The organism is Staphylococcus sp. TCBT05, from assembly GCF_055179755.1.
Window position 1 is genome coordinate 57,529 of the sequence record NZ_JBUQDQ010000005.1, and the last position, 22,134, is coordinate 79,662.

Sequence of the window (22,134 nt, forward strand, 5' to 3'; positions counted from 1 at the left end):
ATTAAGCATATCTAGACATAGTTATTAAGTAATTGTTATAACTCATTATACACATTACACTACTGATAACAATTATTTTAGGAGTGACAATATTGAACAATAATAGACTAATTATCTTCATTCTGACTTTAGGTGTCTTTGGTATTTTAAATACTGAAATGGGTTTTATTGGACTGATCCCCAATATTGGAACACAATTTAATGTATCAACCTCTACTGCGGGATGGCTTGTATCAGCATTCGCAATTGGCATCGCTATTTCCGGTCCTATCATGCCATTAGTAATGTCAAAATTAGAACGTAAAAGTATTATGCTACTTGTCCTAGCTATTTTTGTTGTCAGTAATGTGATCTCTATATTTACTACAAGTTTCACCATACTACTGATTGCCAGAATTATTCCGGCCATATTCCATCCGGTTTATATAGCCTTAGCATTTTCTGTAGCTGCCGATTCTGTTGAAAGGAAAGATGCTCCAAAAGCTGTGTCACGTGTATTTATAGGCGTCTCTGCTGGTATGGTAATCGGCGTACCTATCGTCAATTTCTTGGCATCTCAATTTTCATTAGCAATCGCAATGTCCTTCTTTGCAGTCATCAACATTATAGTCTTGATTATGACTTTAAACTTTATTCCAAAAATGGCCAACAACAAAACTGCATCTTACGGTAGTCAATTACAAATGTTAAGGCGACCGTTAACTTGGATTTCCATCATCGTTTCATTGTTATTCAATGCTGGGATATTTGGTGTTTATAGCTATCTCACAGATTTCTTAAATAACGTAACAGGCGCAACACATTACATCGCATCTATCGCACTCTTTATATATGGTGCAGCAAATATAATTGGTAATATATTAAGCGGAAAATTATTAACTACCATTCCACAGAAAGCTATATTTGGCCTACCCTTTACCTTAATTATTATTTATAGCGCAATGTTTGTATTTGGTTCTCAACTCATTCCAATGTTCATATTGACATTAATATGGGGGATTGTTGCAGGCATTTCCTCTAACATAACACAATATATTGTCACTAGCGCAGCACCTGACGCACCAGATTTATCAAATGGCATTTTCCTATCCGCAGTTAACCTTGGCACAACAGTTGGTACATTTATTGGAGGTGTGTTTATCAGTACGTTAGGTTCAAATTATGTATTACTTGTTGGAATTCTAGCAAGCATACTAAGTATTTACTTAGTTACCGTGAGAAACCAAAAATATACAGCCAGTGCTGATTCATTTACTGAACTTCAAACTTAAAAAAGTACAAAAAAAAGACGAGCAATGCTCGTCTTTTTTATCCGTTATTATAATTTAACAACGTTAGCTGCTTGAGGACCGCGGTCGCCATCAACGATTTCGAATTCAACAGCTTGTCCTTCTTCTAATGATTTGTAGCCTTCTTGAGCGATAGCTGAGAAGTGTACGAATACGTCGTTTCCACCTTCAACTTCGATAAAACCAAAACCTTTTTCTGCGTTAAACCATTTAACTGTACCGTTATTCATATTAAATTCCTCCATGTGCTTTTGCACGAATATTCGTAATCTGTCTTAAAAAATCAAAAGGAGTAAATTCAAAAGAATAAAACTACAAATCAATTTCACGAACTAAATTACTTAATTACTATTATAAAGATAGTAGTTCCATTTGTACACCTTTTTCGGATAATAAATTTTAAATTTTAATCAGTAGGTTTATTATATTGCATTAAACGATATAATTTTTAAAGTGACACTTATCGTTAGAAATTAATAATTCAATGCATAAAGCCTTGTTATATACAGTTTATTATTATTGGAAAGACTTAATTATCTGTTTCGTTTTGTAATACTTTACCATTTTTAGCATCTACTGTAATTTCATGTGTTTCTTGATCTTTACTTAAATCCATATCATAAACGAGCTGTTCATCATCTTTAGCGAGAGACCATTCTCTAATCTCACCATCAAATTCCTTTTGTCCTTTTTTAATAGCTTTTTTATAATCTATTACATCATCATAATGAAATGCTTCTCGTTTATCAATATCATTCTCTTTTTCGCTTTCTTTATGAAGTACTTTACCATTACTATCGGCGATCACCACTTCAGATTCTTCATTTTGCCCTTGTTGTTCCACCTTATAACTCCACTTGCCATTACTTTTTTCAAATGATATACCTTTTAAGTCTTGATTAGTATAAGTTTGCTGCGCCTTTTTAATGGCATCTGTAGGCTTGGTCTTTACCTTGTTAATAGTAATAACTTTGTCACTCGCTCCTTTATTGCCCCCTGTTGCTTCGTCCTTATCCTCTTTGCTTTCATCACTGTTACCACAAGCTACTAATAATACACTCGTTAAAACAATTCCAGATATATACTTCAACTTCATATCAAAACCTCCTTGCATTCATTAATTATTAAATTCCCGAAATATAAATTAGAAAACAATGCAAAAATATATTTTTCTTATTCAACCACAAAAACATATAAAACATACTTTTCAACAAAATAATTAAGTATAAGAATAAGTTATCAATATTCATCTAATAATAACTTAAATCAATTATTATATTTTGCGCAATTTAGATATTATTATTTAAGTAGACAAAATACATAGATATTATCAAAAAATTGAATAGCGGAGGATATTTCATGGACGAAAAAAAGGCAGGAATCTTTGGCTGTCTTGGATGTTTAGGTTGCTTTGGGTTAATCATTTTAATCATCGTATTGTTTAGCGGTTGTGCAATGATTATTGATAAAACCCAAAATAATGATTCAGATACCGAAGATAAGAAAACACACAAAGTTGATAAAGATAAAAAGCACAAAGATAAGAAAAATGACGATGATCAGCAAGATGCAAATACGATGGAAAGCGAAAGTACAGAAAATACAGAAGCAAGTGATGAAAGTACCAACGAAAATGATAATGATACAGACAAAACTTCATCATCTCATAATAATGCTTCAAACCAATCTAATACACAAAAAGCTAACTCACAATCATCATCAACCAATGAATCTAATGCTGCATACGCTGATCCAGATGCAGATGTTGATGTCGATGCTCCAGAAAAAAATGATATACCTAGCACACCAAATGTTAATTCATCGAATAACAATTCAAACAATAATTCAAATAATAATTCTGGTGTCGATACGCCTAAACCAGGTGAGATTACTTCAGGAATGCCTGGTTACGATGCAAGTCGTGATCGAGACAAAGACGGTATTATTAATGAAAAATAATTTACACTTTTCAGAGACTACAACAAATGTGGTCTCTTTTTTATTACAATACAATAGAAAAATTAATAGTATTTTTAAAATTCAAATTGATAATGATTCCCAATTAATTCATAATTGATGTTAAGAAAAATATAGAATAAAAGGAATGATTATATGAAGAAGTACATCTTCTTATTTATAGCTGTATTACTCGTACTCACTGGATGCAGCCAAGACAAGTCAACATCCTCAAAGGACACAAAAACCTTTGAAACAAAATCGGGAGAAAAGGTTAAGATTCCTAAAAATCCAAAGCGTGTCGTCGTATTAACTTCAAATGGGGGAAACTTCAAAGATCTAGGTGTAACACCCGTTGGCATCGATGCAGATTTTCCCAAATCAAAGTATGTTAATGAAAAAGGGTCTAAACGTGTTGGTTCAGAAGATGTAGAAAGTGTCGCAAAACTCAAACCGGATTTAATTTTAACTTATGACGTTAATACTAAAATCAAGAAATATAAAAAGATAGCTCCGACCATTCCTATCAAATACACCGATTACTCTTATAAAGAAATGCACTTAGCAATTGGTAAGATTTTAAACAAAGAACAAAAAGCGAAAGATCAAATTAAAGATTTAGAAAATCAGTTACAGCAAGATGGACAAGATATCAAACAAAAAATTGGTAAAAACAAAACATTTACAGTTATGGAAATTCAGCCAAAACAACTATCCATTTTCGGTGAAAATTTCGGTAGAGGTACACCGATTATCTACCAAGAATATAAGTTTCCTTTCCCGAAAGGTGCCAAAGATGGCTTAGCTAAAAATGGCTTTAAAAAAATTCCTTATGAACAATACAATAAATATGCAGCTGATTACGTCTTGATTCCAACTGATTCTGGCAAAGCTGAAAGCAATGATTTCACAAAATCTGAACTATGGAAAAATCAAGAAGCATATAAAAACAAACATGTTTATTATTATTCAAAGGATGAAGCAACATATTCAAACCCAACTTCATTAGAAAAACTATCTAGTCACTTTAAAGATATGTTGACACACTAGCCTAAATATCTATCTTCAATTATATATAACTATATACTTTCGCAAAAAACGTCAATTTCTATTACAACAGAAATTGACGTTTTTTAGTTAGCGATATTTAATATGATTATTTTTCAATAAAAGCCTTATTTTTATAAACAAAATATCTTCTCACAAATTCAATAACCATCATCCAAACGATATGGCCGAATAACTCAGATAAGTGTTCATGCAAAGGCTGTTGTAATGCATTAGGCACCACACCCATCAAAGGCATAATAATCAAATGAAATGCAATCCAAACTATAATACCAAATACAGCACCATAACCCGTTGCCACCTTTGTAGAATAATTCACGAGTATCGCATAAATGAGCGCAAATGCAATAGCAAAACTAAAATGTATAATAAAACTCACCCAAGGCATTGATTGCTCAGAGAATTGATATGTTGAATGTGTAAAATCAGAACTGAAACCAAAATGTTGCAACAATTCCTGTGGTGGATTTGTAGCATTACGTTCCGGTGTTCTTGGTGGAAACATAACTTCCCAACCAAACTTAACGATGCCAGATAATACCCCACCCGCAAGTGCAACATACACAATTTGAATAAGGGATAATTTATTTTTTCCTTTCATAAATACATCCTCCTTATATTATTTCCACAACAAAATTTTACCAAAGCAAATTTATTCAATTCAATATGATTTAGATTGTGAATATTAATATTTTGTGAACATTTTCACATTAAAAGAGTAGATGTTTTTCTCGTGATACTTTCGCTAAAATTAAAAGTTCATATAATTACTGACATAGGAGACTGACCCAATTGCAGATGATTTAAATACTTTAATTTTAACCCCAACTTATAAAGTGAAATTGTACATTACTAAACTTAACTTAACTCATTTATTGATTACATCAATTTTTAGACCGAACGTATTCAAAACGTATTCAAGGCAAAATAAAAAGAGCTAGAAAGTGCATAACAGCAACGTTTCTAACTCTTTTTAAATGCTTATCTATTATTCCCACTCGATTGTGCTTGGTGGCTTAGAAGTAATATCATAGACTACTCGGTTTACGTGGTCTACTTCGTTTACGATTCTGCTTGAAATCTTTTGTAAGACTTCCCAATCGATACGCGCAAAATCACTTGTCATACCATCAATAGAAGTTACGGCACGAATACCCACTGTGTGGTCATACGTACGGTAGTCTCCCATTACACCTACTGATTGGATACCCGGTAATACTGTAAAGTATTGCCAAATGTCACGTTCAAGACCTTCCTCACGAATGACTTGTCGTAAAATCGCATCTGATTCACGGACGATTTCTAGTTTATCCTCAGTAATTTCTCCAAGTACACGGATACCTAAACCTGGACCTGGGAACGGTTGTCTCCAAACTAAATGTTCTGGAATACCTAATTCAATACCTAATTCACGCACTTCGTCTTTAAACAATGTGTTGATTGGCTCGATTAATTGGAATTCCATATCTTCTGGTAATCCACCAACATTGTGGTGAGATTTAATTGTTTGTGCAGTCTTAGTTCCTGATTCAATTACATCTGTGTATAATGTACCTTGCGCTAAGAAATCAACACCTTGTAATTTAGATGCTTCATCATCAAAGACGTAGACAAATTCATTACCGATGATTTTACGTTTTTGTTCTGGATCAGAAACACCTTGCAATTTGCTCATGAAACGATCTTGTGCATTTACACGAATAATATTCATGTTGAAACCTTCACCAAATTGTTCCATAACCATGTCGCCTTCGCCCTTACGTAATAAACCGTGGTCAACGAAGATACATGTCAATTGATCACCAATTGCTTTGTGTAATAATACTGCAACTACTGATGAATCCACGCCACCGCTCATTGCACAAAGTACTTTACGGTCTCCTACTTGGGCACGAATCTTTTCAATTTCAATTTCAATAAAGTTTTCCATTGACCATTCACCAGTACAATCACAAACGCGACGCACAAAGTTACGTAATAAATCATTACCGTATTCTGTATGACGTACTTCAGGGTGGAATTGTACGCCGTAAATGCGACGTGATTTATCTTCGATAGCAGCATAATTTGTGCTAGGGCTATCAGCGATCACTTCGAATCCTTCAGGAATTTCGATTACTTTATCCGAATGACTCATCCAAACGTTTTGCTCTTCAGGTAAACCAAAGAATAACTCGTCTGTCTTAGCATTAATTACAGCTTTACCATATTCACGTTCATTGGCACGCTCAACTTTACCACCTAGTAATTTAGTAGTTAGCTGCATACCATAACAAATACCTAAAATAGGTACACCTAAATTATAAATTTCAGGATCGATTGTAAATGAATTTTCTTCATATACTGAATTTGGTCCACCAGAAAGGATAATACCTTTAGGATTTAAACGTTTTATTTCTTCAATACTAATTTCATGATCGTGTAACTCACTGTATACACCCATTTCACGAATACGTCGTGTAATCAATTGGTTGTATTGGCTACCAAAGTCTAAAACAAGTATCAATTCTTGCTCTTTCGCCATTTCCATAACTTTAAATCTCCTTTAACTTAGAATGAATAATTTGGTGATTCTTTTGTAATTTGAACGTCATGTGGATGACTTTCTGCTAAACCAGCAGGTCCCATGCGTGTAAATTGAGCTTCTTCTCTTAATGATTCTAAGTTTGCTGAACCAGTATAGCCCATACCAGATCTTACGCCACCCATTAATTGATAAACTGTATCTTGTAAAGGTCCTTTATATGCAATACGGCCTTCGATGCCTTCTGGAACGAATTTTTTAGGTGTTTTGTCTTCTTGGAAGTAACGGTCATTTGAACCACTTTCCATGGCACCTAATGAGCCCATGCCACGATATACTTTATATTGTCTACCTTGGAAAATTTCTGTTTCTCCTGGGCTTTCTTCTGTACCAGCCAATAAGCTTCCTAGCATAACAGCGTGTCCACCTGCAGCTAATGCTTTAATAATATCACCTGAGAATTTAATTCCACCATCTGCGATAATCGCTTTACCATGTTTACGTGCTTCTGTAGCACAATCATAGATTGCTGTAATTTGAGGTACACCAACACCAGCAACGACACGTGTTGTACAGATTGATCCAGGACCAATACCAACTTTAACCACGTCTGCACCAGCTTCGTATAACGCTTTAGTTCCTGCTGCAGTCGCTACGTTACCTGCTATTAATGTAACTTGTGGGAATTTTTCTTTAATGTGTTTTACTTGGTTTAATACGCCTTTAGAATGACCATGTGCAGTATCGATAACAAGTGCGTCAACGCCTGCCTCTACTAATTTCTGTGCACGGATATCTGTATCTTTCGCAATACCAATTGCTGCTGCAACTAAGAGTCTACCGTGAGCATCTTTAGCTGAGTTAGGGAACTCAAGTACTTTTTCGATATCTTTAATTGTAATTAAACCTTCTAGGCGTCCATTTTCAACTAATGGTAACTTTTCAATTTTGTGTTGTTGTAGTAACTCTTCTGCTTCGTCCAATGTCGTACCAACTGGCGCAGTTACTAAATCTTCTTTAGTCATTACGTCAGAAATTTTAATTGAAAAATCTTCGATAAAGCGTAAGTCACGATTTGTGATAATACCTACGAATTGTCTATCCGTTGTATTATTAACGATAGGTACACCAGAGATGCGATATTTACCCATCAATGCCTCCGCTTCATAAACACTTTCCTCAGGAGTTAAATAAAATGGATTAGTGATGACACCATTTTCAGAACGCTTAACTTTTTGTACTTCGTCTGCTTGATCTTCGATATTCATATTTTTATGAATAACGCCTAAACCACCTTGACGCGCCATTGCTATAGCCATTTTTGATTCAGTTACCGTATCCATACCTGCAGATAATACGGGTATATTTAATTTTACACCTTCTGATAATTGCACACTTAAATCTACCTCTTTTGGTAACACATCAGATTCCGCTGGTAACAATAACACATCATCAAATGTTAGTGATTCTTTTTCAAATTTATTTTCCCACATACTCGTACAGCCTCCTAATATTTGTTTTATAGTTACATTATTCCATAACTTCTGACTTTTGTTGATACTTTATGCCATTAAAAAAGAAATTCAAAACAATCGCCGAAACTGCTCCAAGTACAATACCATTCTGGGTTAACCAAGCGAAGTTATCACCTAGTGCTTTAAATGCTTGTGGTACTGCACTTATACCCGTTCCTAGTCCAACTGATACAGCAATAATCAATAAATTATTTTGATTCTTAAAATTAATATTACCTAATATACTAACACCATATGCCATGACCATGCCAAACATAGCTATCATCGCACCGCCTAATACTGGAAGTGGAATCATATTAGCCATTGCGCCTATTTTGGGAATACATCCACAAACAAGCAACATAATGACCATGCCATAAATTACATTATTCTTCTTCGCCCCTGATAAAGATACGAGTCCGACGTTTTGTGAATAAGCCGTATAAGGAAATGCATTGAAGATAGAGCCTAAAATAATTGCAATACCTTCTGCTGTATAACCCTTTCTAAAATCTTTACGTTCTAACTGCTTACCAGTGATTTCACTCAAAGCGTGATATACACCAGTAGATTCAATTAAACTGACTAGTGCGACGATAAAGAATACTAATGTCGCACCAAAATCAAAACTAAATGTCGAAAATCTAAAGGGTTGTGGCAATGCAAACCAATGCGCATCACCCACTTGTTTCACATCTACGACACCAAAGAATGATGCGAGTACTGTCCCAACAATCAAACCAATTAATATGGCGATGGATTTCATAAATCCTGTCGTCAATCTTTGTACGACAAGTATAACGATTAATGTCGTCACTCCTAAGATGATGTTTTTAGCATCTCCATAATTTTTAGCACCTTCTCCACCTGCTAAATAGTTCATAGCAACTGGCATTAAATTAATACCAATAATCGTTACTACACTGCCCGTTACTACTGGTGGGAAGAATTTAACTAAATAAGAGAAAAACGGAGCAATAATGACTACTAATATCCCTGACAGGAATAATGAGCCATATAAATCGCCAATACCTTTCGTTTGTCCGATTAGGATCATTGGTGCCACTGCGGTGAAAGTACAACCTAATACAATCGGTAAGCCTGTCCCTGTACCTTTCCACACTTGTAAGAATGTTGCTAATCCACACATAAAGATGTCTACTGTGACTAGAAATGCGATTTGTTCTGGTGTAAAATCCAAACTCGTACCCACGATAATCGGAACTAATATTGCACCAGCATACATCGCTAATAAATGTTGAAGACTTAAGATAAATGTCTTCATGCCTCGTCACCTACGAATGTCACTTCGTTACCCTTTAATGACGCAACTTTACATAATGACGATACCGTTAATCCTGCTTGTTCTAAACGTTCTCTACCTGGTTGGAAACTCTTTTCAATGACAATACCAACACCAACTGTCTTAGCTTGCGCTTGTTCAACAATCTCATTTAGCCCTAGTGATGCATCACCATTTGCTAAGAAATCATCAATGATTAGCACTCGATCATCTTCATTTAAAAACTCATTAGACACAATGACCGTGCTTGTAGTGTTTTTAGTAAATGAATGAATTGAAGCTTGGTAAACATCTTGAGTCAATGTACTTGGCTTTGCTTTTTTAGCAAATAGACAAGGTACATCAAAATGTAAAGCTGCCATAATTGCTGGTGCTATACCAGATGCTTCAATCGTTAAAATTTTTGTGATACCTTCTTCTTTGAATTGTTCGTAAAAGGTCTGCCCCACACTATGCATTAACTTAGCGTCAATTTGATGATTTAAAAACCCATCTACTTTAAGGATTTTTTCATCAATGACTACGCCGTCATCTGCAACCTTCTGTTTTAACAAATCCACTCAAAAAACCTCCTCATTTTGTATACAAAAAAAATCCTAAACTAACTTAGTTTCAGGATCTATGAGTGAACGTGCAATACCAAAAGAAGCCATTCTCCATCTTATAACGATTACGCGCTAACTTGGTTCCTTACATCCATTTCCCTTTTCATAAAAATGTAAGGTCGTATTAATCGTAATGTCATTATTATTTTAGCTTTAGCAACCGCAAAGGCATAAAACAATATGAATTTTAGTCTCGTGTATTGTATAGGTTACTCATAGTCACATCGTTCATGGCGACATGGTAGAAACTTCTAAAGCCGTATCCTTTAGATTATATGAGTTAGATAAATTATTAACTGATAATAGCAAATTTCACGATTATTTTCAATATGTCATTTTATGTAATCGTTTTTATATAATTATCCTATTAAAACTACAACAGTATGTGAAAGCGTTTCATAATTCACCTAAATAGTAATTGTCAGTACTATCACGTAGTTATATAATAATAGTATATTCGTTTTATTAATTTTGTATGTGGGTAAATATTACTAATCACACAACATCGGATGGAGGGACTTTAAATGTCAGATTTCACAGTTGTACAAAGCAAGGAAGAAATTTTAAACGCAATTGAACAAAAGCTAAGTGAAGGATATAAAGCTTCAGAACTTTCTGTATTAAGCAAATCCAAACTTCACATTGATGAGTTACACGATTCAGAGGTGAATCTAACATCAACGAGCGGTACGTTCAGTGATAAGATGGCTAAGCTGTTAACTGGTGAAGACGGTGAAGAAATTGTCTTATCTTATTATCATATTTCAGATGAAGAAAAGACACGCTATAAAGACGCAATCCTAGATGGTAAGTATGTAGTAGTAGCGAAGAAAGATACTTCTACACACGAAGAGGTGGAGGATTATAATGCCGCTTACGACCCAAAGCCTAAACCAGGCGTAACACATTACGCCGAAGAAACGCATGGCCCTAAGTCGTAATTACTTACGCACACCTTAACAAATTAATATTTCAATGAAAGCACCAACCCTTGTGATATGTACTGTGGGTTGGTGCTTTCATTTCCGCAATAATTATGGCACCTAAAATGTTCTTTCATTTATATTGGCTATTTATCTACAATTTATTACAAACTCATCATCTATGTTATAATAAACGCAATAATTTTGGAGGTGTACCCATGGAGTTTAAGACTGTTACATCTATTGATGACCCTTTATTTGAAGCCGCATTGAAAATATATGATGAAAGGTTTGATATTGGTTTATCAGAAGACAAACAAATCTTCAAGCAATCATTAGAGAATGTCCATACTAAAGATGATTATTTATTCATCGTAGGTTTAGAAGACGGTCAACCAGTCAGTCTCGCTACCGCCCATTATGAAGCGACAACTAACTCAGCATTTTTAATCTATCTTATAGCCGTCAATCAGTCTAACCATAGTGAACTCATTACACAAACTTTGGATCAAGTCGAACTTGAAATCAATAAACTATCAAATCAATTACACGCACATGATGTTAATTTCATTATGCTTGAAGTAGAAAGGGAACCTGCTGAAGTCGAAGAAAAGGATATTCAAATTTTAGAAAACAGACGAGAATTCTTATTTGAACATGGTTTTGAGAAACAAACTGACATCGATTATTTAGCTCCAAGTATATATGGTTATGCCGATGGTGTACCAATGGATTTATTTATTAAATCAAACATCGAACTTACCAAAGATATCTATGGACCCAGTATCAAATCCAACTATATTCTTAAATATGTATTTGCCAATAAAATCTCTAGAAGTATAATTTACCCGTTATTAGAAGAGATGGATCTGCGCAAGCGATTGTGATAGGCACTTGAAATCACTGGTTAAACAGGTTAAAATGACGTAGAGGTAAGACTGACGTTTCACTAACCGGAGACAAACGTCAGTATACATATACTAATAATTAATTATGAAAGGACTTATTTCTATGTTAACCAAAGAATTTGCACAACGTGTGGAACTAAGTGAAAAACAAGTCCGCAAGATCGTTCAACATTTAGAAGAACGCGGTTACCAACTTAGTAAAACTGAATACCGAGGCCGTGAAGCAACTGATTTCCAAGAAGAAGATATCGAACTTTTCCAAGATATTGCAGATAAAGTTAAACAAACAAATAGTTATGATTTAGCATTTGATGAGTTAGAAAAAGAGAAAGACTTCTTACAAGTACTTGTAAAGGACGAAGGTAGCAATCTACCAACCGATCAAAATGTTTCACATTTAGTCGAAGATTTGCGTAATGAAATTCAAAAAATGCGTGACGAACGACAAATGTTAGGTCAAATGATCAATCAAGTACACCAACAACAACGTGAATTACATGAAGTGCAAAATCAAATCACTACTCAATTAAACAATAATACCGAATCATTAAAGGCAATCCAAACATCTACGGATGAAATCAAGACAACACAAAGTGCGATTCAAGAAGCTCAAATCGAACAACAAACGATTGCTCAGTCTAACGTTGAATCAAAGCAAATACCCGCTAATCAAAGTACAACTACAAGCGATTCAGAAAGTAACTATACTGAAAGTTCGACTGAACAACGTACTGAACCTAGTAAACAAACAACAGAGACTAGCGCACAACAAGATGATAAAGCTGTCGATAAATCGATTGCTAATTCGAACAACTCAGCACAAGCAAAGACTGAGAAAGATGAGATCACTCAAGTTAGCAAACCTGCTGACACAACAACAACTAAATCTGATGATAAAGATGACGCTAACAAAGCAGCGACTACAACTACTTCCGACAGTACTACCGATACTAGCAAACAAGTAACAACTAACGATTCTACTGCTACACGCGATGAAAAAGTAGAACATTCTGTGGAAACTGACAAAGAAGCAACTATCTCAGATGATAATAAAGAGACAACTCAAACATATACTTCACAAGCAACGCATAGCGAACCTAAAGAAGAACGAAAAGGTTTCTTCGCTAGACTATTCAATTTATAAGATTCAAAGATTAGATTATAACGGAGCGACTCTAACAATTAGAGTCGCTATTTTTTTGTTAACTCCCTTTGATTTATACCCCATTCATTCCTCGTCCTATGCTACATTTTAAACTCTTGCATTGTACATTTATCATTAAGTAACACTCACCTTCCTTACTCACTCTGCCTCATATCATTATTTATCATTTATACAATTCAATTATTGTCAGAAAATAAAATCATTTCAATTTTATAAATTATTTTGAGTAATAGACTTGAATAATATTTCATTAGCTACTATCCTTAGTATGCGTATCGGATTATAAAACAAAATTTTTTATAGAAAGTGCAGGTCCTTTTATATGTTATTAACTATACTTAACATTATTATCTTTGTGGCCTTTCTCATTCTTTTATATGCAATGACAAGACGACATGTATCATTTCCTAAACGCGTATTCACTGCTTTAGGCATTGGGATTGTATATGGCGTTGTTTTACATTTAATTTATGGGATAGACTCAAGCGTTACGAAGCAAACAACAGATTGGTTTAGCATCGTAGGCGACGGCTACATTGCATTATTACAAATGATTGTTATGCCTCTTATTTTCATTTCAATCGTTTCAGCATTCACTAAAATTAAGATTGGTGAAAAATTCGCGAAAATTGGGATGTATATTTTCATCTTCTTAATTGGTACAGTAGCAATTGCATCTATTATTGGTATCATTTCAGCATTGGTATTTAACTTGGATGCTTCTTCTATCGATTTAGGTCATGCAGAAAGTTCACGTGGTAGTGAAATTGCTAAAGAAGCTAAGGATATGACAGCAAATACGTTACCACAACAAATATTACAATTAATTCCAAGTAATCCATTCTTAGATTTCACAGGTCAACGTACTACTTCTACGATTGCAGTTGTTATATTTGCTGCATTTGTTGGTTTTGCATTTTTACGTGTAATGCGCAAGCAACCAGAAAGTGGTAGCGTCCTTAAACGTGGTATTGACGCACTTTACAACTTAGTTATGGCTATTGTAACTTTCGTATTACGTTTAACACCTTATGGTATTCTTGCAATTATGACTTCAACTATTGCTACAAGTGATTTTGGAGCTATTTGGACATTAGGAAAATTCGTTATTGCTTCATATGTAGCATTAATCGCAATGTATATCATACATTTAATTATTATTTCATTATTAGGATTAAACCCAATTACCTTCATTAAAAAAACGGGCGAAGTATTACTATTCGCATTTACTTCTCGTTCAAGTGCAGGTACTTTGCCAATTAATGTTCAGACACAGAAAAATAGATTAGGCGTACCTGATGGTATTGCGAATTTCGCTGCATCATTTGGTTTATCTATCGGACAAAATGGTTGTGCTGGTATTTACCCAGCGATGTTAGCAATTATGGTCGCACCTGTAGCACATGTTGAAATCAATCTACAATTTATCTTAACTGTTATCGGAGTTGTAGTTATTAGTTCATTTGGTGTAGCTGGTGTAGGCGGTGGCGCAACATTCGCATCAATCTTAGTGCTTTCTACATTGAACTTGCCAGTCGCATTAGCAGGTGTACTCATCTCAGTAGAACCATTAATCGATATGGGAAGAACTGCATTAAACGTTAATGATTCTATGTTAGCAGGTACAGGTACAGCTAAATTAACAAATCATTTAGACAAAGATGTCTATGATTCAAACGAATATGCAGAAGTAACTGCAAGCAACTAAATGATTAAACATCTTATTTCAATGCAATAAATAAAGTTTATTTATAATACATGTCACATTTTCTCTACCATGCAGTATGATTGGTGGATGAGAATGTGGCATATTTTTTATATTTAATAAGTATTCTTTCGTGATAACGTGATAATGATTAAACCTCAACATTGATACAGTAAATATAGAGAGGCAGTAACGACATCATTCACAAAAAAAGCACACCTCCAATCTATATAAGGAGATGTGCGCTATATTATTTTTATGGTTCTCCATCAAAATTTGATTGCTGAGACAATATCCTCAACAGTCTAAATTTTTATAGAGCGCATTATTTACTTTAAAATGATTAAACTACGTCATATTCACGTTAGTATTCTTCTGGCTTAAACGGCCCCCACGTCACCTTTGCCTTACTGTCTAATGGCAATGACTCTACAGATCTAGCCACATCATCGAACCACTTTAAAAATGCTGGTTCTTTATCTAACTGTGCTTCAACGCTATCCTCAGTAATATCATGTAAATACCAAGTCTTACTTTCAAATTCAAATTGAATCTGTGAATACGCGATTCGTGACATATTTACACTGTCATATAAACAGTTAACTTGCTTAACTAAATTGGGTGCCTGTGTAATTAAATTTTGTGAAATCGTACGTTTGTAATCTTCGTTATCTAAATCATTCCACATTCTTAACTGTCCATTCATTTGAAAGAAAATATCTATCGTTGATGCTTTATCATCAAAAGAGATTAGAATAAAGACCCTTTCAGCAGTATGTTCGACTGACTTAATTGTTCCAACAACTATTTTTTGTGCCATCTTGACCCAATACGCTTGAGCCTCGTTCGGAGTCAGTTTACTAGAAGAAGAGTAAATGTATCTATCGCTTGAATCTTTCTGCTTATCATCATCATTAGATTTCTTGTGAAATAGCTTTTCAAACATACTCATCTTCTTCAACTCCTTTTTTCCACTCAAGATAATTATTGAGCAAATTTAATACTTCTCTCAATTCACACTAAAATAGTTTGAGTTAGTATTACTTGCGTATAAATCCTGAACTATTTAAATGATCCAACATATCTAGTCGTTGTTTCGAACTCATAAATTGTGCAATTTGTTCTGACCATGTTTCACTACGTTCACCATTCGTACGTGATTTATAGTAATCACTTACTTCTTGATCATATTTATCAAGCGCTTCTTGTTGCGTTTCTTTGTCTTGGTTATAACGATCTTTATGGAAGACATTTTCAAATGGTAAACGTGGTTTCGGGCTACCATTTTCCCCCTCTTCAGGAATGCCTAATGCCATACCAAATAATGGGAAAGTGTGATCAGGTAAATTCAATATTTCTCTCACTCGTTCAATATCATTTCTTAATGATCCTAAGTATACGATGCCATAACCCATATCTTCAGCAGTTACTGCAATATTTTGTGCTACTAATGTCGCGTCTACAGTACCAACTAGGAGCCCTTCAGCTGATTCAAATGAAGTAGCCATATCAACCTTTGTATGTTCATCTATAATAGAATGTCTATAATAATCAATTACAAAGACAAACAAATAACCGTTTTCTACCACGTATGGTTGACCAGAAACTTCTTTTAATTCTTCTTTAATTTCAGGATCTTCTACACCAATAATTGAATATGTTTGTAAGTAACTTGACGTTGAAGCGCTTTGCCCTGCTTCAACAAGTTGTTTAATATGTTCTTCTGAAATACGTTCTTTCTTAAAGTTTCTTACTGAATGGTGCTGTTTCACTAAATTATAAACATGTTCAGACATGTCATCCGCTCCTCTTTTGTGTTTTTGTACACATAGCTTAACAGACATAAATATGGATTGCTTATATTCTGTTTACCCCATTTTCCTATGATTTAAAAGATAATAAATCAATTAATGAAATAATAAGTGATTTATTACCATTAAACGGAACGCTATATATTCGCTTTTCATAACATTTAACGTCTATCTCATTCTATAATGCACTTCCTCCTTTATTTTATATAGGTAATTTATAATACGAATACTTATATAAATTTTCATTTTTTGTTCACATTTTCAGTGACTTTCTTTCAACTATGCTGATGCTCTTAATTGAACATTATATAATCAGTAAATAAGTGCCTTTCTTTTAATAATCACTTTGGCAACTCATCATTACTCAAGAATAACAACTCAAATGACACAATAGCTTTAAAATGATAATAATCATTACCTTTAGTTCTCAATTTTATATGTTTAGTTGAGAATAACTTGGTTATTTATGAACTATAAGTCTAGTATTAGTAGTGTGAAACACACTGTAAAACGATCTAATCTGACTTAGCCATTTTATATTAAATTGTATTTATATGGCGTTATTTTACTCTTTTCACTTACGAGCTTACATTGTTGACGAAACATATAATAAATGCAATAATGTAAAACATAGAGATTAGAATTATTATAATTAAGTAATCATAACAATCTACTTTTCAGTAATTCTAATCAAATTTTAAGAAAATAATCAGGAGGATGTTTTTATGTCTTTAATCAATAAAGAAATTTTACCATTTACAGCAAATGCTTATGATCCAAAGAAAGATGAGTTCTTCGAAATCTCAGATGAAAACTTAAAAGGTTCATGGAGTGTTGTTTGCTTCTACCCAGCAGACTTCTCATTTGTATGTCCAACTGAATTAGAAGATTTACAAGGACAATATGATAAATTACAAGAATTAGGCGTTAATGTTTATTCAGTATCAACTGATACGCATTTCGTACACAAAGCATGGCATGACCATTCAGATGCAATCAGCAAAATCCAATATGCTATGATTGGTGACCCTTCTCAAACTATCACTCGTAACTTTGATGTATTAGATGAAGAAGCTGGTCTTGCTCAACGTGGTACATTCATCGTTGACCCTGATGGTGTCGTTCAAGCAGCAGAAATCAATGCTGACGGTATCGGTCGTGACGCTAGCACATTAGTACACAAAATTAAAGCAGCACAATACGTGCGTCAACATCCAGGTGAAGTTTGCCCAGCTAAATGGGAAGAAGGTTCAGAAACATTACAACCTGGTCTTGACTTAGTAGGTAAAATCTAAGGAGGCATTGATTTAAATGCTTGATGATCAACTTAAATCACAATTACAACAATTACTTCAATTAATGGAGGGTGACGTTGTACTCAATGCAAGCATTGGATCAGATGACAAATCTAAGGAATTAAAGCAATTATTAGAAGAAGTCGCTGAAATGTCACCCCGCATTTCAATACAAGAATCAACACTGAAACGTACACCTAGTTTCTCAGTAAATAAACCAACTGAAGAAACTGGCATTACGTTTGCAGGTCTTCCAATGGGACATGAATTTAATTCACTCGTATTAGCATTGTTACAAGTGAGTGGTCGTGCTCCTAAAGAAGAACAAGCAGTTATTGATCAAATCAAAGCATTAGACCGTCCACTACATTTTGAAACTTATATTAGTTTAACTTGTCAAAAATGTCCTGACGTTGTCCAAGCTTTAAACTTGATGAGTTTATTAAATCCTAATATTTCTCATACAATGATTGATGGTGCTATTTTCAGAGAAGAATCTGAAAATATCATGGCTGTACCAGCTATTTTCCTAGATGGTGAAGAATTCGGTAATGGTCGTATGACGATTCAAGATATCTTATCTAGTTTAGGTAGTAAGGCTGACCCAGCAGAGTTTAACGATAAAGATCCATACGATGTCTTAATCATCGGTGGTGGCCCTGCGAGTGGTAGTGCAGCGATTTATACTGCAAGAAAAGGATTGCGTACGGGCATCGTAGCTGACCGCATTGGTGGTCAAGTTAATGATACTGCCGCAATTGAAAACTTCATCACTGTTAAAGAAACAGATGGACCGAAGTTCTCATCTGCGCTACAAGACCATATCAATCAATATAATGTTGATGTGATGACTGGTATACGCGCAAGTGCAATAGAAAAGACAGACCACGGTATCGATGTTACGTTAGATAATGGCGCACAATTACAAAGTAAAACTGTAATTATTTCAACGGGTGCGCGTTGGCGTAAATTAGAGGTACCAGGTGAAGAAGCATTAATTAATAAAGGCGTTGCATTCTGCCCGCACTGTGATGGTCCTTTATTTGAAAACAAAGACGTAGCCGTTGTCGGCGGTGGTAACTCAGGCGTTGAAGCAGCAATCGATTTAGCAGGTATTGTTAAACACGTTACCTTACTAGAAAGAAATGCAAACTTAAAAGCCGATAAAGTCTTACAAGAACGTCTGACTTCTTTACCAAATGTAACAGTAATCAAGAACGCCCAAACAACAGAAGTTCTTGGAGATGGTGCTGTTACAGGTCTTAAGTACCAAGATAAGAATAGTGGCGAAGAACAAACACTTGAATTAGAAGGTATTTTTGTACAAATTGGCTTATTGCCTAACACTGAATGGCTCGACAATTACGTTGAGTTAAACCAAGCTAACGAAATTATGATTGATCGTAAAAATGCGACGAGCATCCCAGGTATCTTTGCCGCTGGTGATGTTACCGATGATCGAAATAAACAAATTATTATTTCAATGGGTGCCGGTGCCAATGCAGCATTAAACGCATTTGATTATATCATTCGACATTAATCATCACCCTATCAATTTTAAATATAAATAAATATAGGAACTAAATCCTATCACAAAAGAGTCGATGGAAATTATAAATTTAATTTTCACCGACTCTTCTTGTTATATACATAAATTATTTTATAAGACTACGCGTATACGTAATGAGTTATGCAGTTGTTGCACTTTAATATACCACTTTATTCATACTATTTCTTTAATGATAAATTCATTCTAGAATCTTCACTTTGTTATAAAAATGGCACATCTTCTTATTTGTTCAAGAGATTGTGCATTTATTATTTCATAGCATATTCAAATAAATAGCACTACATGATACGCTTAAGTTATAATTTTATAAAATGCGTTTAAACATTGAACTTCGTTGTTTATATACGTACCATTATTTTCAAAGGAGCAGTATTAATTTATGAAGAAAAGCATACTATTATCGTTAGTTTTAGTCTTAACTATGATGCTTGCGGCATGTTCAAATAGTGATTCAGAAGATAACGACCACCAACATAGCGAAAGACACGCGCCAAAAAATGTTAAAACACTAACTGAAAAAGATATTTTCCAAACAGATAAAAAGGGCCAAAAAATTAGCGAACAAGAAATGAATGCAGCAATCAAAAAGTATTTAGCTGTCAATTCAGATATTTTGGATAATAAATACTTAATTCAGTATAAATTAGATAAACAATCAAACTCAGATAAGAAAATTACAGATGCACAAGCAAAACGTTTATCAAACTTATCACATTTAGCAGTTAAAAATGATGTACGTTTCGAGAAATTTATCAAGAACAACACACTACCTAAAGGTTATCAAGAAAATGTAGAGCGTATTCACAAATATTTCACTGCCTTAAACAGTACAATTAAAGATGCCGATGAAGCTATCGAAGAATTAGATTATCAACCTCAAAATGAACTCAATGTCGTCGATGTTTCAACAAAATTTGCTGGTGATGTAAACGGGAAACAACAAGATAAAATCAAAAAATTCCTAAAATCAAAAGATTTACCTACAAAAGCAATCGACAAATAATGGCTAAATAGTGACAATCAACTAAATAACATTGTAAGTTATTACTTAAAAAGTAACGATTAACAACGTTGTGTTGGCTAAAAAATGTTTATTGACAGATTAATTACAAAATGATGACAACGATGATTCCTAGATATACATTGCTTCAAGCCTAAAATATGTATATTTTAACAATCTTCGTTGTCTTATATTCGTAAAAAACCTTACATGATTGTAAGGTTTTTTAATACAATATCCCTTTTTTTCTCAAATAGTAATTTGTTATGATAATGGCAAGTTAGGCAATTAATTATTTAATGAGAAGCACAGCCGATCGTATTAAAAATTGGGAGGTTCCATAATTATGATTTTAACTATCTTATTTGGAGCAATGGCTGCTGTCTTCATAGCTTATTATCTCTTTGAGAAACAAGAAAAATATGGTGTTATATCATTTAAATCAATTGCACTAAGCATTACTTATGTCATACTTGCGGTAATAGTTGGTAGTTTTTTAGACAATATAAACACGATATTCCAAGGATTTCATGAAAGCTTAACAGCAGCTAAAAAATATTAAACACTCTGGCACATAAATTCCAGAAAAATAGCACTCAGATAATTCAATTTATCTGAGTGCTTCTTTTTATTCATATTACGAATTATTGGCTCGCTTTCCTATGGGACAACTCAGCTTATAATTATCAGCCCATCCTATCCCCTAAGGAAACAGCTCATCAGAACAACCCCTTCCCTCATTTGGAAAATTAGAAAGGGATAATACCCATACTTTCTGTATAACATTATTTAATATCTAAGACATAAGGCACACAGTTCTCTACTTTTGTATCAACGGCACTCTCTTTAGATTCATAACCAAAATAAACAAGGATACAACGAATAACGACTTGATGTGCCACAATAGCAATATTATCATCTTGCGCTTGTACCTCATTTTTGAAAAACTGTTCCACTCTATATAAGACATCAGCATAACTTTCACCTTCTGGCGCCTTTTGACTAAAGCTATGGCGGAAATATTTATATGCTTCATCATTAAAATATTGCGCAAATTCTGTCGATTGTTCTAATTCATCAACCATTTCTCCTTCAAATTTTCCTAATGAACGCTCTCTCAATAAAGGCGTTTCCGTTTTAGGCACTTTATCACTAGGAAATATACCTTGAGCCGTTTGTTTAGTTCTCGTCAAATCAGAAAGGTATACATGATCAATCTCTTTATCTGCAAAATACGTTTGTAAATCAACAGCAGATTGTTCACCCTTTTCCGTTAATGGCACATCCATTTGACCACAAAAGTAATGATTACCGTTCTTCTTATCATAATTAGATTGTGATTCTCCATGTCTTATTAAATATATTTTCATATTTCTACTCCTCCATTTTCAATATATTATTCTATTGTCACATTTAACCGATTTAAAACTAACAGAATTGTAATATTACTTCCAAACACTATATTTAGTCTTATATTCTTGATAATCTTTAACACGAG

The 22,134-nt window shown here is 34.0% G+C and carries 21 protein-coding genes and 1 riboswitch; of the genes, 11 read left to right on the forward strand and 10 right to left on the reverse strand.

All coding sequences use genetic code 11. The features are described 5' to 3' along the window. The first annotated feature begins 92 nt into the window (after nt 1–92). A complete protein-coding gene (locus ACY191_RS00285) occupies nt 93–1,271 on the forward strand; it encodes an MFS transporter (protein ID WP_229366837.1) in 1,179 nt (392 codons plus the stop codon). A 47-nt stretch (nt 1,272–1,318) separates the two neighbouring features. Here ACY191_RS00285 and cspD read toward each other — a convergent pair whose 3' ends face one another. Then, nucleotides 1,319–1,519, reverse strand: a complete 201-nt coding sequence (cspD, locus tag ACY191_RS00290; RefSeq protein ID WP_042737587.1) for a cold-shock protein CspD — start codon at nt 1,517–1,519, stop codon at nt 1,319–1,321. Nucleotides 1,520–1,818: 299 nt separating this feature from the next. Beyond that, nucleotides 1,819–2,385 carry a PepSY domain-containing protein gene (locus ACY191_RS00295; RefSeq protein ID WP_229366836.1) on the reverse strand — a complete coding sequence of 189 codons (567 nt, stop codon included), beginning with the start codon at nt 2,383–2,385 and terminating at the stop codon, nt 1,819–1,821. A 263-nt stretch (nt 2,386–2,648) separates the two neighbouring features. Between ACY191_RS00295 and ACY191_RS00300 the strand changes: the two genes are divergently transcribed. Both ACY191_RS00300 and ACY191_RS00305 read left to right on the forward strand, forming a co-directional pair. Then, on the forward strand, nt 2,649–3,248 hold the full coding sequence (locus ACY191_RS00300; RefSeq protein ID WP_042737589.1) for a hypothetical protein: 600 nt from the start codon (nt 2,649–2,651) through the stop codon (nt 3,246–3,248). A gap of 153 nt (nt 3,249–3,401) precedes the next feature. Continuing rightward, nucleotides 3,402–4,295 carry an ABC transporter substrate-binding protein gene (locus tag ACY191_RS00305; protein ID WP_042737590.1) on the forward strand — a complete coding sequence of 298 codons (894 nt, stop codon included), beginning with the start codon at nt 3,402–3,404 and terminating at the stop codon, nt 4,293–4,295. Nucleotides 4,296–4,401: 106 nt separating this feature from the next. Here the strand turns inward: ACY191_RS00305 and ACY191_RS00310 are convergent, their stop codons facing one another. From ACY191_RS00310 to xpt, 5 genes are all read right to left on the reverse strand, one after another. Continuing rightward, nucleotides 4,402–4,914 carry a YagU family protein gene (locus ACY191_RS00310; protein ID WP_229366835.1) on the reverse strand — a complete coding sequence of 171 codons (513 nt, stop codon included), beginning with the start codon at nt 4,912–4,914 and terminating at the stop codon, nt 4,402–4,404. 387 nt (nt 4,915–5,301) lie between these two features. Then, a complete protein-coding gene (gene guaA / locus ACY191_RS00315; protein ID WP_042737592.1) occupies nt 5,302–6,843 on the reverse strand; it encodes a glutamine-hydrolyzing GMP synthase in 1,542 nt (513 codons plus the stop codon). A gap of 20 nt (nt 6,844–6,863) precedes the next feature. Then, nucleotides 6,864–8,330, reverse strand: coding sequence for an IMP dehydrogenase (gene guaB, locus ACY191_RS00320; RefSeq protein ID WP_042737593.1), 1,467 nt, complete (start codon nt 8,328–8,330; stop codon nt 6,864–6,866). A 37-nt stretch (nt 8,331–8,367) separates the two neighbouring features. Further along, nucleotides 8,368–9,636 (reverse strand): xanthine permease PbuX, encoded by a 1,269-nt coding sequence (gene pbuX / locus ACY191_RS00325; protein WP_042737594.1) that lies wholly within the window; start codon nt 9,634–9,636, stop codon nt 8,368–8,370. Further along, a complete protein-coding gene (gene xpt / locus ACY191_RS00330) occupies nt 9,633–10,214 on the reverse strand; it encodes a xanthine phosphoribosyltransferase (RefSeq protein ID WP_042737595.1) in 582 nt (193 codons plus the stop codon). The genes pbuX and xpt overlap by 4 nt, the downstream gene beginning before the upstream one ends. Nucleotides 10,215–10,455: 241 nt before the next feature. After that, nucleotides 10,456–10,558, reverse strand: a riboswitch (purine riboswitch). A 225-nt stretch (nt 10,559–10,783) separates the two neighbouring features. Here xpt and ACY191_RS00335 point away from each other — a divergent pair. The 4 genes from ACY191_RS00335 to ACY191_RS00350 all read left to right on the forward strand — a co-directional run bounded on the left by ACY191_RS00335 (nt 10,784) and on the right by ACY191_RS00350 (nt 14,963). Next, nucleotides 10,784–11,200: a general stress protein gene (locus tag ACY191_RS00335; RefSeq protein ID WP_042737596.1), complete on the forward strand. Its 417-nt coding sequence runs from the start codon at nt 10,784–10,786 to the stop codon at nt 11,198–11,200. Between the two features lie 200 nt (nt 11,201–11,400). Beyond that, nucleotides 11,401–12,069 (forward strand): hypothetical protein, encoded by a 669-nt coding sequence (locus ACY191_RS00340; protein ID WP_042737597.1) that lies wholly within the window; start codon nt 11,401–11,403, stop codon nt 12,067–12,069. 124 nt (nt 12,070–12,193) lie between these two features. After that, nucleotides 12,194–13,234, forward strand: coding sequence for a hypothetical protein (locus tag ACY191_RS00345; RefSeq protein WP_463269840.1), 1,041 nt, complete (start codon nt 12,194–12,196; stop codon nt 13,232–13,234). A gap of 343 nt (nt 13,235–13,577) precedes the next feature. After that, entirely contained in the window at nt 13,578–14,963 is a 1,386-nt protein-coding gene (locus tag ACY191_RS00350) for an L-cystine transporter (RefSeq protein ID WP_042737599.1), read from the forward strand. A 361-nt stretch (nt 14,964–15,324) separates the two neighbouring features. On the opposite strand, the gene ACY191_RS00355 is transcribed toward ACY191_RS00350, so the two are convergent. Then, nucleotides 15,325–15,912 (reverse strand): hypothetical protein, encoded by a 588-nt coding sequence (locus ACY191_RS00355; protein WP_042737600.1) that lies wholly within the window; start codon nt 15,910–15,912, stop codon nt 15,325–15,327. A gap of 88 nt (nt 15,913–16,000) precedes the next feature. Next, nucleotides 16,001–16,756, reverse strand: a complete 756-nt coding sequence (nfsA, locus tag ACY191_RS00360; protein WP_107579538.1) for an oxygen-insensitive NADPH nitroreductase — start codon at nt 16,754–16,756, stop codon at nt 16,001–16,003. A gap of 740 nt (nt 16,757–17,496) precedes the next feature. On the opposite strand from nfsA, the gene ahpC reads away from it, so the two are divergent. From ahpC to ACY191_RS00380, 4 genes are all read left to right on the forward strand, one after another. Further along, nucleotides 17,497–18,066, forward strand: coding sequence for an alkyl hydroperoxide reductase subunit C (gene ahpC / locus ACY191_RS00365; RefSeq protein WP_042737601.1), 570 nt, complete (start codon nt 17,497–17,499; stop codon nt 18,064–18,066). Nucleotides 18,067–18,082: 16 nt separating this feature from the next. Beyond that, entirely contained in the window at nt 18,083–19,606 is a 1,524-nt protein-coding gene (gene ahpF, locus ACY191_RS00370; protein ID WP_229366833.1) for an alkyl hydroperoxide reductase subunit F, read from the forward strand. A 409-nt stretch (nt 19,607–20,015) separates the two neighbouring features. Further along, complete coding sequence (locus tag ACY191_RS00375; protein ID WP_042737603.1) at nt 20,016–20,639, forward strand: NDxxF motif lipoprotein; 624 nt, start codon at nt 20,016–20,018, stop codon at nt 20,637–20,639. A 343-nt stretch (nt 20,640–20,982) separates the two neighbouring features. Further along, nucleotides 20,983–21,198 carry a hypothetical protein gene (locus ACY191_RS00380; protein WP_042737604.1) on the forward strand — a complete coding sequence of 72 codons (216 nt, stop codon included), beginning with the start codon at nt 20,983–20,985 and terminating at the stop codon, nt 21,196–21,198. Between the two features lie 223 nt (nt 21,199–21,421). On the opposite strand, the gene ACY191_RS00385 is transcribed toward ACY191_RS00380, so the two are convergent. Beyond that, nucleotides 21,422–22,006 (reverse strand): histidine phosphatase family protein, encoded by a 585-nt coding sequence (locus ACY191_RS00385; RefSeq protein WP_042737605.1) that lies wholly within the window; start codon nt 22,004–22,006, stop codon nt 21,422–21,424. Nucleotides 22,007–22,134: the final 128 nt, after the last annotated feature.